Here is a 15,903-nt window from a genome sequence, read left to right as displayed (position 1 = left end):
AGGCTACTACGAACCACATACGAACCACCAGAGGAGGCGCGATGGACATCGGAGTCGTGGTCCACTCCGGTCAACGTGGCCGGTTCGCCGAGGCGGCGCGCACGCTGACCGGCGTCTCCTTCTCCTGGGCGGTCTACGAGCGGGAGGAGGAGATCCGCGACCGGGTCACCGACCTGCTCGCCGGCGGCACGCTGGCCGGCCTGCTGCTGGGGCTGGTTCCGTATGCCCGGGCCCGCGACCTGCTGCCACCCGCCCTGCCCGTCGCGATCACCCGCTCCGCCGCGCTCGACCTGGCCCTCGCCTGGGCGCGAGCCCGCGGCAACGGCTGGCCGGCCACCCCGGTCAGCATCGACACCTTCCCCGACGAGACGGTCGCCGAGGTGGCCGCCGCGCTCGGCCTCGACCGCTCGGCGATCACCACCCTGCCGTTCCGGCCCGAGCAGCCGATCGCCGAGGTGGTCGCGTTCCACCGGGAGCACCTGGACCGGACGGGTTCGCCCTACGTCATCACCGTGCGCACCGGCGTCGCCGCCGCACTGGACGGGCGGACAGCCGTGCTACCGGCGCTGCCCACACCCGGCACGATCCGGGCCGACCTGCACGAGCTGGTCCTGCGGGTGCGCGGGCGGCAGGCCGACGGGCAGCGGTTCGCCGCCGCGGTGTTCCGCGCCCCCGAGTCCGGCGCCCGGGCCGCCCTGCGCGAGGCGCTGTCCGCGCTTCCCGAGCTGGCCGACGCCTGGATCGACGAGCACGGGCCGCGCGCGGTGATCGCTTTCGCACCGGCGGCCGTGTTCGAGACCATGACCCGGCACTGGGTCAGCCTGCCGCTCGGCGGGATCACCGGCTTCCACGGCGCCCCCACTCCCGGCGCCCTGATCGACGAGGAGATCTCCGGAGCGGACGACCAGCGGGTGCCCGCGGCGATGGGTGACGCGGCGATCGGCTTCGGCATCGGCGCGTCCGCCCGGGGCAGTGTGGCGCTGGCCGAGCAGGCGGCCGACCGCGCCGAGCGAGACGGCGCCACGGCCGGTTACCTGATCACCGCCGACGGCGTGATGATCGGGCCGATCGGTGCGGCCGGTCCGCCGCTGGCCTATACCTACCGGGGGCACGGCGGTCTCGAGGGGCTCGCCGGCCGGGCCGGGCTGAGCGCCGCCACCATGTCCCGGCTCGCCGCCCTGGAGCGGTCGCTGGCCGGGCGCCCGATCACCCCCGGCGAGCTGGCCCGGGCCCTCGGGATCACCGATCCGAGCGGGCGCCGCCTGATCAGGAAACTCAGCGACGCGGGGCTGGTCGCCGACGAGGGCAGCGCCCAGCCGCATCACAAGGGCCGCCCCACCCGCCTCTACCGGCTGGCGATCCACGCCGCCCTGACGACAGCCGACGACCGATGACCTTCGACCTGTTGCTGACCGGTGGCCGGCTCCTGACCGACGGCGATTCCGGCACCGGGCCGACCGCCGGTAACGGTTCCGGCCCCGGGCCGGCGGCCGGACGGCCGGTGGATGTCGCGGTCCGCGATGGGCAGATTGCCGCAGTCGGGCCGGACCTGCCCCGCGACGCGCGCCGGGTGGTGGACCTCGCCGGACGCCTGATCACCCCGGGTCTGATCGACCTGCACACCCATGTCGGCCCGGGCTACTGGGGCATCGATCCCGACCCGGTGGCCTGGCACTCCGGGGTGACCACATGGGTGGACGCCGGGTCCGCCGGGGCGTACACGCTGGACGGCCTGCGCCGGGTCGCGGCCGCCGCGGCGGTCCGGGTGCCCGCGCTGCTGAACATCTCCGCGATCGGCCTGGCCGGGCGCACCGGCGAGAGCCGGGATCTGGGCAACTGCGACGTCCCGCTGGCGATCGACACGATCCAGGCCAACCGCGAGCTGATCCACGGCGTCAAGGTCCGCATCGACCGCGAGACGGTCGGCGACAACGGGGTGGAGCCCCTGCGCCGGGGCCTGGCCGCCGCGGCGGCCTGCGGAGTGCCGGTCATGGTCCACATCGGGTCCGCCCCGCCGTCGCTCGACGAGGTGCTCGACCTGCTGCGGCCCGGCGACATCATCACGCACTGCGCCAGCGGCATCGCCGTCCCGACCGGCCCGGCGGTGCACGCGGCGGCTGGGCGCGGGGTGCTGCTGGACCTCGGGCACGGTTCCGGCGGGTTCGCCTTCGACGTGCTCGAGGCGCAGCTGGAGGCGGGCTTGCGGCCTCACACGGTCTCCACCGATCTGCACGCCCGATCCCTGCACGGGCCGGTCTTCGACCTGCCCACCACGATGGCCAAACTGCTGGCCGTCGGCGTCCCGCTGGCCGAGGTGGTCGCGGCGGTCACCACCCATCCGGCCCGGGCGCTGGGCCTGGCCGCCGGAACGCTTGCGGTGGGCGCTCCGGCCGACATCGCAATCTTCGAGGTACGAGCGGAAGAGTTCCCGGTCGCCGACGCGCATCGGCAGGTCCGCGTCTCGCCGGTCCGGCTGGTCAACGAGGCGACCTACGTGGGTGGGCGGCTGCTCGCCCCGCGCCTGCCGTCCCCGCCGGCGCCGTGGATCCCGCTCACCGACACGCAGCGCGCCGCTCTGGACAGCCGGGCGCGCCACCTCCGTGACCTGCTCGCCACTCCGCTGGTGGGAGTGGACGGGCTGGCCGAACAGTTCCCACGAGACCGACCGATCCCACGAGAGCAACCGAGGAGTTCCTGATGCCGAAGCGCGCTGTGACAACCGACAAGGCGGCGCCGGCCGGCGGCCCGTATTCGCACGCCGTCGTGGCCGGCGACACCATCTATCTGGCCGGTGCGGTGCCGGCCCTGCCGGACGGCTCCTGGGTGACCGGGAACTTCGCCGAGCAGGCCCACGCCGCGTTCCGCAATCTGGCGGCGGTCGCCGAGGCCGCCGGCGCCAGCCTGGACGATGCCGTCCGGGTCGGGGTCTACCTGCGGGACTTCGCGGACTTCGCCGAGATGAACGAGATCTACCCGCAGTACGTCAAGGGCGACCACCCGCCGGTCCGGACCACCCTGCCGGTCCCGCTGGTCGGGTTCGACATCGAGATCGACGCCATCCTCTACACCGGGGAGTAACCACACGACAACCGTGACAACAGCATCACCACCGACCTGAGGCGCGGCGCGCGGGCGCGGCGCGAACGCCGGGCTGAGGAGCGGCGTGGGCCCGGCGGGCCTGCGCGTGGGCGCGGTGTGGGCCGTGGGCGCTGGGCTGGGCGTGCGGCGTAACCGCGAGGCTGCGGCGTCAGTTCGGAGCGGCCGCCGGGCCGCCTCGGGTGAGTGGCTGCTGTCGATGTCCGGGGGCGCGGGCGGATAGTCGGTGACTCTCCTGGGTAGAGGAAGACTCATGCCTAACCCCGGAGAGCTACTCGGCGGACGGTATCGCCTGGATGACCGGATCGCGGCCGGCGGTATGGGGGAAGTCTGGGCGGCCACCGACACCGTGCTGAACCGTTCGGTCGCGGTGAAGACGTTGCTCGGTGGCCGCGGGACCGATCCCGGCTTCCTGAGCCGGTTCCGGCACGAGGCCCGGACGATGGCCGCGCTGCGGCATCCGGGCGTCGTGGCGGTCTACGACTTCGGGGACACCGACGACGGCGCCTACCTGGTGATGGCCCGGGTCGACGGGCAGCCGCTGAACCGGATCATCGCCGACCGCGGGCAGCTGACGGTCGCCGAGACCATGTCGATCGTGGCCCAGGCGGGTCGCGCGCTGCAGGCCGCCCATGAGGCCGGGATCGTGCACCGGGACGTCAAGCCCGGGAATCTGATCATCGAGCCGGATGGGACGGTGGTCCTTGTCGACTTCGGGGTGGCCCGGTCGGCCAACTCGGTCACCCTGACCGGGGCGCGCGAGGTGGTCGGTACGGCGCTCTACATCGCGCCCGAACAGGTGTCGAAGCAGACCACCGGGCCGGCCGCGGACATCTACGCGCTCGGCGCGCTGGCCTACCACTGCCTGACCGGCCAGCCGCCGTTCCTCGGCGATAACCCGCTGGCGGTCGCCCTGCAGCACGTCACGGACGATCCGCCGCCGCTGCCCCGGGAGTTGCCCCACCAGGTCCGCGACCTGGTCGGCATCGCCCTCGCGAAGGACCCGGCCGACCGCTTCCCGTCCGCGTCCGTGATGGCCACCGCCGCAGAGGAGGCCGCGAACCTCGACGACGACGCCGAAGCCGCCGCCATCGCGGCAGTGGACCCGCGGGCTGTCACGCAGGCCGTGGCGGCGGGGGCCGCGGCCGGGTTCGCCGGGCGGGCCATGGTGGGTGCGCCGCTGTTTGCCGACATTCTGCCCGCGGGTCCCGCGCAGGACGGCCACACCATGGTCTCGGGGAAACTCGACGGCCCGGCCGGACCCGCATCGACCACCGGGACAACACCGATCCCCGCAGCCGGAAGCGACACCACCGGAACTGCCAGCACTCCTTCCGCACAAAACGGATATACCGGGAACAAGATCAACGGCCTGACGGGAGCAAGCAGCCCGGCCGGAACGGATGGCCGGGCCGGGGCCGGCGACCTGGGCGGGCAGGACGGAACCGGCGGCCCGGACGGCGCCGGGCCAGCCGCGCTCACCGCCCCCCGCAACCGCACTCTGATCACGATTGCCGCTGGCCTCCTGCTGCTGCTCGGCCTGGGGACCGCTTTCGCTCTCGCCGACCCCTTCGGACTCTTCGACGAGAATCCCGCCGGCACCGCCCCCGGCGTAAGCACCCCGGCCCCGACCGCCTCGGCCGGCCCGAAGCCCGCCACCACCACGGACAAGAAGAGCGGGGGCAGCGAGACCGGCCGGCCCCGAACCTCCTCCCCCTCTCGAGCCGCCACCTCCCCCAGCGCCGGCCCGGCGAGCCCGACCGGCCCGGCGCAACCCGCCGAGACTGGATCCACCGCCCCGGAGACCACTGCCCCGGCCACCCAGCCGACCACCGCGGCACCGGCCCCGAGTTCCGGCGGCGAGGACAACAGCAACGACGGGGACGAGGACGACCCGGGAAAGATCATCAACGAGAACTGACCGAGGAAACTCCGAAAAACGTCTTTTTCGTGACTACCGAAAAGAAATTACCCGGCTCCGGCGACAACACTCGGCGGCCATCCCCATCGTGCGCCGGTCACAAAAAGGCTGCGACCGGGATAACCCCGGCCGCAGCCTCTCGAATGTCGTTCAGGACTTTTGGATCTTGTCGTTGTCGAACAAGCTCAACAGGAAGAGAGTGAGCCCGAAGGGCAGGATGGTCGCCGGAACGGCTTCCATCCAGAAACCCCAGACAGCCAGAGCAATCACGATCGGAATGCCGACAGCGAGCCCCTTCCTCCCCCGTTCAGAGCCGCGCTTGCCACGGATCGCCAGCGCGAGGCCAACACCCGCGACGGCCCCGATAAGGATCGACAAGATCTCAATGATCACTTACAGAAACCCCCACGATACGAGGAAATCCCATGCTTACCGCCCCAAAAAGTATTGACATCGATCTGGATGCACTTCCCCGACTCCACCCAGCCCTGGTATCTCCACCAATACCGAGCAGCATAGACAATCACAAAGGCAAGATAGGGGGCGGCAACCGGGTAGAGAATGGCCAAGGCACCGACGAGTGTACCTGCAAGCGCGGTGCTGTCAGTAAAACGTGCGGAATAGTACTTGTCGAGACGAACACGCAGGTGGGTGTAGTACCTGGACCACTTGGTCTTGAAGTGACGTGCCTGGCCGGACAGGTCCAGGCCGTCGATGGGGTTGCTCGGGTACGCGTAGGCGTTGTCGCTACCACCGGGGACCGGGTCCGGTGTGAGGAACCGGCCGCTGGCCGGGTTGTAGAGCCGTACGCCCATCAGTACCAGGCCACCGAGCGTCTCGGCGGAGCGCATCGCCCCACCCAGCCAGGCGTACTGCGGGGTGCTGCCACCACCGCGAGCGGCACCGAATTCGGTGGACTCGAAGTATGCGGTCGTACTGGCGCCTGATGTGTTCGCCGCGGTAGGAACCGCGTCGGGGACGGTGGCCACGATGTCACCGTGCAGGTTGGTGATCTCCAGAACCGCACCACCGCTGGACAGCTGAACCGCGGCGAGGTCGCCGCCGATCCCGAGGACGTTGCGGGCCCAGGTGGTCGTCTTTCCGCCATCAGTGGACCTTGCGATCCAGGACGGCGAGTCGATCGAGGCACCGTAGTGGTTGACGACTCTCGACGTCTCGGTTCCCGCTGTCGTGTCGATGACCTGACGGTAGCGGCCCTCGGGGTCGATGGTGAAGGACTTGCCGGCGGTTCCCTGCGTGAAGGACTTCGGCTTGTCGGTGTCGTAGTAGCTGACTGCCAGCGCGGCGGACCCGGACGCCAGGTCGGACACCGGCACCGTGAGCGTGCGACCGAGCTGGTCATAGGTGTACCCGCTGGTGGTCACCCGGTTGGCGGTGTCGTAGGTGCTGGTGCTGGTGCTGGAAACGGTGCTCGACTGGCAGGTTCCGTCTCCGCCGGCGGCATAGTTGGCCACCGAGGTGCGGTCGGCCTGCTTGTCGTAGCCGTACACGCGCGTGGCGCACGAGCCGTCGACCGTGTCCTCGACACGGCTGAGGCGCCCGTTGTTGTCGAAGGTGTAGTCCTGGGCGGACAACGGTGACTGCGTCTGCACCGTCTGACCCTGCGCGTCGGTGACGGCCGAGAAGGACAACATCGCGGCAGTTCCACCCTGGTACGTGGGCAGGGTGTAGGTCAGCCCCGTTCCGTTGCCCACGTTGTCGTATCCACGGACGGCGGTCATGCCGTTCGGGTACGTCTCGAGAACGAGCGAACCGGCCGCGTCGTAGACCCCGCCGAACGTGGACGGGTTGCCGCCCATGCCCGTCTCCATCGCGGTGACCAGGCCACGATGCTCGGTTGCGGAGTCGTAGGTGTAGCTGGTCGTACCCTTTCCGTCGTTGTTCGTCCGAAGATTGTCGTCGATGTCGTAGGTTCGCGTCGACGTGGAACCGTCAGCATCGGTGTAGCTGGTCTGACGGCCGATCGCGTCGTACGCGGCCGTGATCGCCGCGGAGTCCTGGGTGATGCTGGACAGTCCGCCGGTGGCGGAGTCGTACGCCAGCTCGATCTTCGACACCGAGGTCGACGTCGACAGACCGGCGACCGCCGCGGTGGTGCTCGTCTTGCGCCCTGCCGTGTCGTACCCGGTCGTGGTGGTCCGGGTCACCGCGCCCGACATCTCGATCGCGGTCAGCTGCTGCCGGTAGAGGTCATAGGTGTAGACCGTCGAGGCGACGGCGTGACCCGCCGAGGGGCTGCCACCGGGATCGGTACGGCACACCAGACCCGCCCAGTACGGTTTGGCACCGCACGCGCTGTAGGTCGAGTTGGCAGCGGTGCTGTAGTAGGTGGTCACTGTCGTGTTCGCGTCGGAGGCGGAGCCGCCCGGCAGGCGGGATTCCACGACGCGACCGGACGAGTCGTAACGGGTCTTCGTGGTGAGGTCGTCCGACGACGCGCTCGTACCCATCCACGTGGTCGTCGTAGTCGGCTGGAACAGGGTCCATCCGGAGGTGGCCCCCGTCGTCGAGGTGCCGTCGATCGGGTCGTACCCGGTCACGACGGTCCTGGTGTCGGCGGCGGGCACGGTCGAGCCGTCGATCGCCACCGGCTGGGTGACGGTCTTGGTGACCAGGTGGCTGGCATCCGAGGTGGGCGCCCCGGCGTCGTAGGTGTACGCCGTCCGGGATCGGATCGAGGCCATGGTGCCGTCCGAGAGCCGGGCCAGGTGGGCCGGCTCGAGCGTGCTGATCAGGTCAGCACCGTCGTCACTGTAGGTACTGATCGTGGCGAGCAGGTCGGCCCGGACGGCGGACGAGGTCTGCGCCGCGGCGTACGGGTCGGTGTCGGCGGTCGGGTTGAGCGCATGCGCCCGGCTACCGGCGTCGAGGGACCAGATCTCGCTGCCGCCGTCGTCGTACCGCACCGAGTCGATCTGCCAGGCGCCGGCCCCGTAAGCAGCGGAGCTGACGACGTTGCCGTCGATGTCGGCGTACTTGATGTCCGCGTACGGCCAGTCCGCGGCACTGGGAGCATAAGTGCCGTTACTGCCGGTGGCGGGGACGTGCGAGGCCGGGAACACCGCCGCGCCCGTGTACGCCAGGTCGGAGATCTGTCCCCAGGTGGCTGCCGCGGATTCGGAGACGTCCGGAGCACCGGAGAGTCCCGAGACAGGCAGGTTGTAGACGATCGCGCGGATGGCGTTGCCGTTGGCCGGGTCGGTCCGGGAGACACTGGCGAGTCGGCCCGCGGTGTCGTAGGTCAGAGCCCAGGCGTTGACCCCGGGCGGGGTGATCGTGGCGATCCGCCCGGCCCCGTCATACGAGTACCGCGTCTTCAACGGCACCGGCTGGCGCGGGTCCCACGTGCTCCGCAGGTGCCCGGTCGAGTCGTACTGATAGACCGCGATGGACTTCGTCGTCATCGCCGAACTGGCCGGGTCGTATCCGGTCCAGGTGATGCCCGACGCCAAGCCGCTGTAGTTGCCCCAGCCGTTCTCGTCGGTGCCGGTGGCCGTGGTGGCGGTGGCGTAGACGATCTGCAGCGCGGTGCAGCCCGGCGTGTTGAAGCTGGCCGTCGTGCACGTCACTCCGGTCGGGGTCGGAGCCAGGATCGTGGTGACCCGGCCCGCCGAGTCACGGCCGTAGGTGGTCTCCCCTTCCTTGCCCGCCCTGTCGACCCAGGCCACGAGCCATGCGCCGGTGCTCGCTTTCAGCCAGGTGGTGATCGTGCCGCTGGTGTCGGTGAGCTGCCAGCCGGTGTAGCTGGTCGTGTCCGCCGAGTTCGCCGGGTTGCCGATCGAGGTCGACTTCGCCAGCACGCTGCCGTCGTTGGCGTCTCCCACGCCCAGGTACTTACCGGAGTACGTGCCCGAGACCTGCTTCACATAGACGGACTCGGTGCCGTCGCCCTCGCGGATCACTACCGAACCGGAAACGGAGTTGTCGATCAGTGTCGCGTCACTCGCGCCGACGGAAGGCAGGGATGCGCTCCAGCCGGAACCGAAGATTCCGGTGGCACCGGTCGTAGCGGACGCCGGGGCCAGGCTGGTCGCGGCGCGTCCGATACTCAGCGAGCCGACGGCGGCATCGCCCGCCGAAACCGCGAAGTCACCAGTGGTCAGCGAGACCGTACCCGGACCGAGGTCCTCGGTGGCCGCGTTCTGCCCGAAAGTGGTCACTGCCAGGCTGAACAGCCGCTCGGCCGAGTAACCGACCGCACCGGACGCGGTGCTGAACTTGGCCCGGATCCGCAAGGCGCCGTCCGGCTCCCCGGCTGCGGCGAGGGTCGCGGCGACGTTCCAGTTGTAACCCGAGAACGACGTGAGCGACCCGGAAGCGGTACCGGCCAACGGCCAACCGCTGATCGCGGTGGATGATCCGTTCGAGGTGACATCCGCGGCCGGCAGGTCGGTCCAGGATGTCGAGGTGCTACCGGGCGCCCACTGATATGTGATCCCGGTATAGGTCGAGTTCGCGGATGACGAGAGTGCGACGCCCTTGGCCGTGGAGGCCCCGACCGCCGGGGTGAGCACCCCACCGGCGCCCACACCGAAGGTGTACGCGGTGGTCCCCGTCGACAGGTGCAACGCGGTGTCACGACTGCGGACGTACAGCGTGTGCCAGCCGGTCTTCGCGGGCACGGTCGAGACGGTCACCGCCGCACCGGAGTTGCTGCTGTCGTTCGCCAGGTTCGGCGTCGCCGGGTCGTCCAGCCCCCAGTAGTAGCCGGCACCGTCCGCCGAGACGGTGTCGAAGGTGCACGAGGTGGTCGACGCGGTCGGAGACGCCCAGGTCCCTGACGGGAAGCTACCGCAGGAGACCGCCGGGGCCGCGGGAACGCTGATGTTCAAGGCGATCTTCGACGCGGTGGTCGACGTCAGACTGGCCGGCGACCAGGCCGAGTAGTCGTAACCGCCGGCGCCGTTGGTCACCCGGGCACGCACCTGGTACATGACGTGTGTGCCGGCGGTCAGCACACCGGACGGCACGGTCACCGAGGCCTTCGCTCCCGGGTTCACGGCTGCCGAGGTGACCGTCGTGATCTCCCCCGTGCCCTCCGAGGTGTAGTTCACATCGCGCGACAGCTTCACCTGCAGGGAGACCTTCGCACCGTCCGCGTTGGAGACACTGGAGGTGAACGTCGGTGTCAGCGACGGTGAGTACACCGTCGGCTTCTTCAGGTAGGCGTCCGTAGTCGTTCCGGTCACCCGCGGCGAGAAGACGTTGGTCGTCGGTACACCCGGGTAGGTGTCGTACACGACGCTCATCGTCGGGAAGCGAGCACTGGTGGAACAGGTGGTGGCACCGGTCGCGTCGATGTTCATCGAGCAGAAGTACTTCGCGTACGAAGTGTCGGTCTCGCTACCGGCCTTGAGCAGCATGCCGTTGTCAGCCAGCGTCCCGGACACCCAGGCCTGCACCATGTTGGTCACGGCGATCGATCCCGTGCCGTTGGCGCAACCCAGACTCTCGTTGCCGTAGGCGAACGACGCGCTCGCGGCATACGCCGAGGAAGTCGAGTAGCTGGGCTGGTTGGCCCAGGTGGCGCTGGTCATGGTGTATGACTCGGTGATCGGGTAGGCGTATACCGATCGCGCCGTACACGTGATGGAGGCGTTGTTGTACAGCTTCAGCGTCGCGTTGGTGACGTGCGACCCGGCGGGAACGCTGCTGGTGGTGCTGAACCGGACCAGGGACCGCCTGATGTTACCGGTCGACGCGACACCGATGCGGAGGTCGCTGTCGGACACGTGCGAGTCCGCGTCGGCCTGAGTCACGTACGTGTCGCCGTTGCGCGACACCGATGACACTGTCGGGTCGATCCAGACCGGGTAGACCGTCGCCGGGTCGGTCAGGAACGGCATACCCGCGGACAGGTCGAGGTACGCGCTGCCGTCGTCGTCGCTCTTCAGCGTGGCCGGGACCGCCTGCACCTGGGTGCGCTCCTCATTGACCACCTGCGACGAGTACATCCGCGGCTTCGGCATCGTGAAGATCACCGTGGAGGTGGCCTCGCCGTCGACAGTCTTGACGAAGTCGTAGCCGCCGGTGCCGTTGGCCACCATGCTGACGCCGGTCATGTCGAAACCGAGGCGCTGCTTGGGAGCGCTCGTGGGTGGCGCCAGCAACTTCAGCGACTGCTCAAAACCGTCCGAGGTCGCCGTCAGGACCAGGACCTCGTTGGCATTCAGCTGGTAGAGGGCGTTAGGGCCCTCGATCGTCGGGGCGGGCAGGTCTTTCGCCCAGGACATCTCCACCCGGCGTGAGCCACTGCCCAGAGTGACGGCCGGGCCGTCGCCGCCGCCGGAGAACACCACGTCCGAGGGTGACACCTTCGGCGCGTATCCAGCGCCGGCCTTCGTCAGGTCGTAGTCGACGTCCGCCCACGATCCGTCGGATTGTTTGATCCGCACCGGCACCGTGGCCAGCTCGGAGCGCAACGAACCGTCCGGTCGCGCATAGGTCAACGACGTCTGAGTCGTCGCTCCCGTGATCAGAATTTCGTGCCGCGTAGCCTGCGCGGCCAACTGTGCCGAAACTTCGTCCGGCCGCTCAAAGTCTTCTTTCGCCGCGGCTGCGGCAGTCCCGGCGACAGCCTCGGCAACCGCACCGGCCGGTGCCACGAACACGGTCGTCGTGGCGACGACGGTAGCCGCGCACCAGGCGACCCATTGACGACCCAGGCCCGTTGACCTGAGTCGATGACGGTTCCCCTTAGGGAAACTTCGCACTTCGAACCCCCGTTGATAGAGGCCACGCTCCCGTTGACCTCAAGATCGAATCGGCGAAACACTTCCATCGGGAAGCACCTATCTACAAGGACCGGACGGTCCTAACAGGAGAGATTGAAGTCACACGTTCAGTTCGCTGTCCATCACGGCTGGTGACTGGAATACTGCGCTCCGCAGACCATCTGAATCTTGAGCGCGCCGAGCGTCACGCCGCCGGAATTCCGATCGGACCCGCCCGCCGAAAAATGGGCAACGCCCCGTAGCCGGGCGCAGCCGCCTGGGTCGCGGCCAGAGCCGACGTCGGCGGGACCAGCCGGGCAACCGGGCGAGCCGCGTCGCGCTCAGTGACGTCCGTTACGGCGTTCGAGTGACGGGGCTACTCGATCGAAGGACACCTGTCGCTATCGGGCCAACCCGGATCTATACCTGCGGCCATCTTCCTGACCTGTGCAAACGCCAGCATCTCGGCCCGATGAGCCGGGATGGGCAACAACGTATTTGCCAATGAGGCGTCATGAATCGGCTCATGGTGGGTTAGGCCCTACAAGCATCCCAAAGCAGCAGCCAGCGGGCCGACCGCCGACCTCCCGCGCCATAACTGACCGTGCCTGTGACTGCGCATTGATGGATGCCATCGCCCGACCCCCACCGGTCCCGCGCGGCCCCAACTCCAGCAGGGCAGGACATGTCGGTCACCTACGACATCCATACCGAAGCTAATCGACCGGAGAACACGGTCGGTAAGCCCGCCGAGACGCCTCGCCCCAACCTCAAGTTCCGTGCGGACATCGAGGGTATGCGGGCCATCGCGGTCACCCTGGTGGTGCTCTCGCACGCCGGCCTGTCCGGACTGGCCGGAGGCTACGTCGGCGTCGACGTCTTCTTCGTGATCTCCGGCTTCCTGATCACGACGTTGCTGCTCGGCGAGCTCAAGCGCAGCGGCACCGTCTCGCTGGCCAAGTTCTACGCCCGCCGGGCCACCCGCCTGCTGCCGGCGTCCACGCTGGTGCTGCTGGTCACCGTCGCGGCCGCGTGGATGTGGCTGCCGGCCACCCGGTTCAAGTCGATCTCCCTGGACGCGCTCTACGCGACGTTCTACGGGATCAACTGGCGGCTCGCCTACGAGGGCGTCCAGTACCTCAACGCCGACGCCGCGCCCTCCCCGCTGCAGCACTTCTGGTCGCTCGCGGTGGAGGAGCAGTTCTACCTGGTCTGGCCGCTGCTCCTGATGATCTTCGCGCTGGTGTTCAAGAAGACCACCAAGCCGATCCTGATCACCCTGGTCGCGGTGATCGCGGTCTCGCTGTACGCGAGCGTCCAGATCACCGAGTCGTCCGCCCCGTACGCCTATTTCGGCGCACACACCCGAGCCTGGGAGCTGGGCATCGGCGCCCTGGTGGCGGTCGGCACGACCCGCCTCGCCGGGCTGCACCGGGGCTTCGCCGCCGTGCTCACCTGGGCCGGCCTGGCCGCCGTCCTGAGCAGCGCGTTCCTCTACGACGAGAGCACGCCGTTCCCGGGCACCGCCGCGGCCCTGCCGGTGCTCGGCGCCGCCGCGATCATCGCCGGTGGGTGCGCGGCCCCGCGGGGTGGCGTGGCCACCCTGCTGGGCATCTGGCCGCTCCAGCAGATCGGCCGGTACTCGTACAGCTGGTATCTGTGGCACTGGCCGATCCTGATGATCGCCCCGTTCCTGCTGGACCGGGAGCCGACGCTGGGGCTGAACCTGATCCTGGCCGCGGTGGCCCTGGTGGTCGCGGTCGGGTCGTACCACCTGGTGGAGAACCCGGGGCGCAACCAGGCCTGGGTGAAGAAGTCCGCGGTGCGCGGGATCGCCGTCGGCCTGGTGCTCTCGGTCGGCGCCGCCGGGTTCGCGCACGTCGCCTCGGGGCACCCGCCGGCGCTGGCCAAGGGTGCGCCGGCCGTGGACACCGCGCAGGCGGTCGCGGCGGCCACCGACCCGGAGGCCGAGCTGCAAAAGATCATCGCGGCGTCGGCGAGCCTGGGCGAACTGCCCGCCAACATCACCCCGAAGGTGCAGAAGGCGCGCAAGGACCTGCCGTCCTACTACGCCACGAACTGCCACCTGCAGTACGAGGAGACCGTCCACCCGGGCGAGTGCGTCTTCGGCGACCCGGCCGGCACCGAGGCGGTCTACCTGTTCGGCGACTCGCACGCCGCGCACTGGTACCCGGCGATGCAGGCGATCGCGGTCGAGCGCGGCTGGAAGCTCGTCGTCCGTACCAAAAGTGCTTGTCAGGCTGCCAGCGTCACCAACTACTCGGGCACGTTCAAGCGCGCCTACACCGAGTGCGTCGAATGGCGCAAAACCGTGATGGCCGAGATCAAGCAGGCCAAACCGGCCATGGTGGTGCTGTCCTCGAACGGCTGGGACAACGGTGGCCTGCTCGACGCCAAGGGCGCCCGGATCGACAAGGGCGGCCCGGCCGAGGCCGACGCACTGTGGGCCAAGGGCTGGGCGGACACGTTCCGGGCGATCTACAGCAAGGGCACCAAGCTGGTCATGATCGAGGACACCCCGTGGCCGGACGAGGACGCCCCGGAGTGCCTCGCGGCGAACTCGAAGCACGCGTCGCGGTGCGCCCGCCCGGTCGCCGAGGCGATGCCGTTCCCGGCCCGGCAGGCGCTCGTCTCGCAGACCGCCCGCAAGCTGGGCGTCACGGTGATCCCGAGCCGGAACTGGTTCTGCACCGACGTCTGCCCGGCGGTGGTCGGCAACCTGCTGATGTGGCGGGACAACAGCCACATCACCACCAAGTACGCGGCCATGCTGGCCCCGGTCCTGGAAGCACGACTGCCGGTCGTGAAATAGGGCGGGAAACACATAGGCTGGGGCCTATGCCCCAGCCTGGCGAGTCGCTGAACGGGCGATACCGGCTGGACGATCGCATCGCGGCCGGCGGGATGGGCGAGGTGTGGCGGGCGACCGACACCGTGCTCGGCCGCCCGGTCGCGGTGAAGACGCTGCGGGTCGAGCGGGCCGCCGAGCCGAGTTTCCAGCGGCGCTTCGAGCACGAGGCCCGGGCGATGGCCACGCTGCGCCATCCCGGGGTGGCTACCGTCTTCGACTACGGCAGCACCGACGAGGGCGCCTACCTGGTGATGGCCCGGATCGACGGGAATCCCCTGGACCAGCGGATCACCGAGCGCGGCCGGCTCTCCGGCGCCGAGACGATGGCGCTGGTCACGCTCGTCGCCCGGGCGCTGCAGGCGGTGCACCGGGCGGGCATCGTGCACCGCGACGTCACCCCCGGCAATCTGATCATCGAGCCGGACGGCAACGTGGTCCTTGTCGATTTCGGGGTGGCCCGCTCGGCACTGTCGGTGACGCTGACCGGGGCGAGCAACGTGATCGGCACGGCCTGTTACATGGCGCCGGAGCAGGTCGCCAAGGCCACGGTCGGTCCGGCCGCCGATCTCTACGCGCTGGGCGCGGTCGCCTACCACTGCCTGACCGGCGGGCCGCCGTTCGCCGGCGGTGACGCGGTCTCCATCGCGTTGCGGCACGTCACCGAGGCGCCCGCGCCGCTGCCCGGCGACGTGCCGGCCCGGGTCCGCGCGCTCGTGCACCGCGCGCTGGCCAAGGATCCGGCCGATCGGCACCCGTCGGCGGCCGCGATGGCCGAGGCCGCCACGGCCGCGGCCGGCGGTGACCTCCGGCTGCTGGCCACCGAGAGCGAGACCGTCTCGATCACTCCGCCGCCCGAACCGGAAAGACCGGAAAAGCCCAGGCTCTGGACACCGCTGCTGGCCGTGGTGCTCGCCGCGGTCTCCGGGGCCGCCGCCGTCGCCGCGGTCACCGATCCGTTCGGATGGTTCCCGGAGTCCCCGGCGCCGGTCCCGGCGGTCTCCCCCGCCGCACCGAGCGTTTCCAGCACACCGGGCCCCACCCCACAACCATCAAGATCCCTTTCTCGTACGACCGAAAAGGATCCGCCACCCGCCAATCCCGGGCCCCCGCGCCGCACCAGCACCCGCCCGAGCGCCTCGGCGAGCACCAGTACCAGCGCCGGCCCGTCCACCTCGAGCAGCCCGGACGACAGCCCCGACCCGGGCGGCAGCGGCGACCCCGGCGGCGGCTCGGAGCCGGCCGGCGACGACCCGTCGGCCGCCCCTGAAGCCGCCCCCTGA

At 69.8% G+C, this 15,903-nt stretch carries 8 protein-coding genes; 6 read left to right on the top strand and 2 right to left on the bottom strand.

Going from position 1 to position 15,903, the window contains the following annotated elements; all coding sequences use genetic code 11:
• The first annotated feature begins 41 nt into the window (after nt 1-41).
• The 4 genes from Apa02nite_RS20160 to Apa02nite_RS52375 all read left to right on the top strand — a co-directional run bounded on the left by Apa02nite_RS20160 (nt 42) and on the right by Apa02nite_RS52375 (nt 5,017).
• Nucleotides 42-1,394: a helix-turn-helix domain-containing protein gene (locus Apa02nite_RS20160; protein WP_203826345.1), complete on the top strand. Its 1,353-nt coding sequence runs from the start codon at nt 42-44 to the stop codon at nt 1,392-1,394.
• Complete coding sequence (locus Apa02nite_RS20155; protein WP_203826344.1) at nt 1,391-2,698, top strand: amidohydrolase/deacetylase family metallohydrolase; 1,308 nt, start codon at nt 1,391-1,393, stop codon at nt 2,696-2,698. Before Apa02nite_RS20160 ends, Apa02nite_RS20155 begins: the two co-directional genes overlap by 4 nt.
• Nucleotides 2,698-3,078 (top strand): RidA family protein, encoded by a 381-nt coding sequence (locus tag Apa02nite_RS20150; RefSeq protein ID WP_203826343.1) that lies wholly within the window; start codon nt 2,698-2,700, stop codon nt 3,076-3,078. The genes Apa02nite_RS20155 and Apa02nite_RS20150 overlap by 1 nt, the downstream gene beginning before the upstream one ends.
• 271 nt (nt 3,079-3,349) lie before the next feature.
• Nucleotides 3,350-5,017, top strand: coding sequence for a serine/threonine-protein kinase (locus tag Apa02nite_RS52375; protein ID WP_203826342.1), 1,668 nt, complete (start codon nt 3,350-3,352; stop codon nt 5,015-5,017).
• A 150-nt stretch (nt 5,018-5,167) separates the two neighbouring features.
• On the opposite strand, the gene Apa02nite_RS20140 is transcribed toward Apa02nite_RS52375, so the two are convergent.
• Together Apa02nite_RS20140 and Apa02nite_RS20135 are read right to left on the bottom strand one after the other, a co-directional pair.
• Nucleotides 5,168-5,410: a hypothetical protein gene (locus tag Apa02nite_RS20140; protein WP_203826341.1), complete on the bottom strand. Its 243-nt coding sequence runs from the start codon at nt 5,408-5,410 to the stop codon at nt 5,168-5,170.
• Nucleotides 5,407-11,487 carry a DNRLRE domain-containing protein gene (locus Apa02nite_RS20135; RefSeq protein WP_203826340.1) on the bottom strand — a complete coding sequence of 2,027 codons (6,081 nt, stop codon included), beginning with the start codon at nt 11,485-11,487 and terminating at the stop codon, nt 5,407-5,409. Before Apa02nite_RS20135 ends, Apa02nite_RS20140 begins: the two co-directional genes overlap by 4 nt.
• 949 nt (nt 11,488-12,436) lie before the next feature.
• Between Apa02nite_RS20135 and Apa02nite_RS20130 the strand changes: the two genes are divergently transcribed.
• Both Apa02nite_RS20130 and Apa02nite_RS20125 read left to right on the top strand, forming a co-directional pair.
• Nucleotides 12,437-14,584: an acyltransferase family protein gene (locus tag Apa02nite_RS20130; protein WP_203826339.1), complete on the top strand. Its 2,148-nt coding sequence runs from the start codon at nt 12,437-12,439 to the stop codon at nt 14,582-14,584.
• Nucleotides 14,585-14,610: 26 nt separating this feature from the next.
• A complete protein-coding gene (locus Apa02nite_RS20125; protein ID WP_203826338.1) occupies nt 14,611-15,903 on the top strand; it encodes a serine/threonine-protein kinase in 1,293 nt (430 codons plus the stop codon).

Origin of the sequence: Actinoplanes palleronii (genome assembly GCF_016862315.1) — a bacterium.
Lineage (GTDB): Bacteria > Actinomycetota > Actinomycetes > Mycobacteriales > Micromonosporaceae > Actinoplanes > Actinoplanes palleronii.
Note: the sequence above shows the minus strand (reverse complement) of the source record. Positions and strands in the feature narration are given on the sequence as shown.

Bases quoted from the DNA above. Each gene is read 5' to 3' on its own strand.
- Apa02nite_RS20160 (WP_203826345.1), top strand. From the start codon at position 42: ATGGACATCGGAGTCGTGGTCCACTCCGGTCAACGTGGCCGGTTCGCC.
- Apa02nite_RS20155 (WP_203826344.1), top strand. From the start codon at position 1,391: ATGACCTTCGACCTGTTGCTGACCGGTGGCCGGCTCCTGACCGACGGC.
- Apa02nite_RS20150 (WP_203826343.1), top strand. From the start codon at position 2,698: ATGCCGAAGCGCGCTGTGACAACCGACAAGGCGGCGCCGGCCGGCGGC.
- Apa02nite_RS52375 (WP_203826342.1), top strand. From the start codon at position 3,350: ATGCCTAACCCCGGAGAGCTACTCGGCGGACGGTATCGCCTGGATGAC.
- Apa02nite_RS20130 (WP_203826339.1), top strand. From the start codon at position 12,437: ATGTCGGTCACCTACGACATCCATACCGAAGCTAATCGACCGGAGAAC.
- Apa02nite_RS20125 (WP_203826338.1), top strand. From the start codon at position 14,611: ATGCCCCAGCCTGGCGAGTCGCTGAACGGGCGATACCGGCTGGACGAT.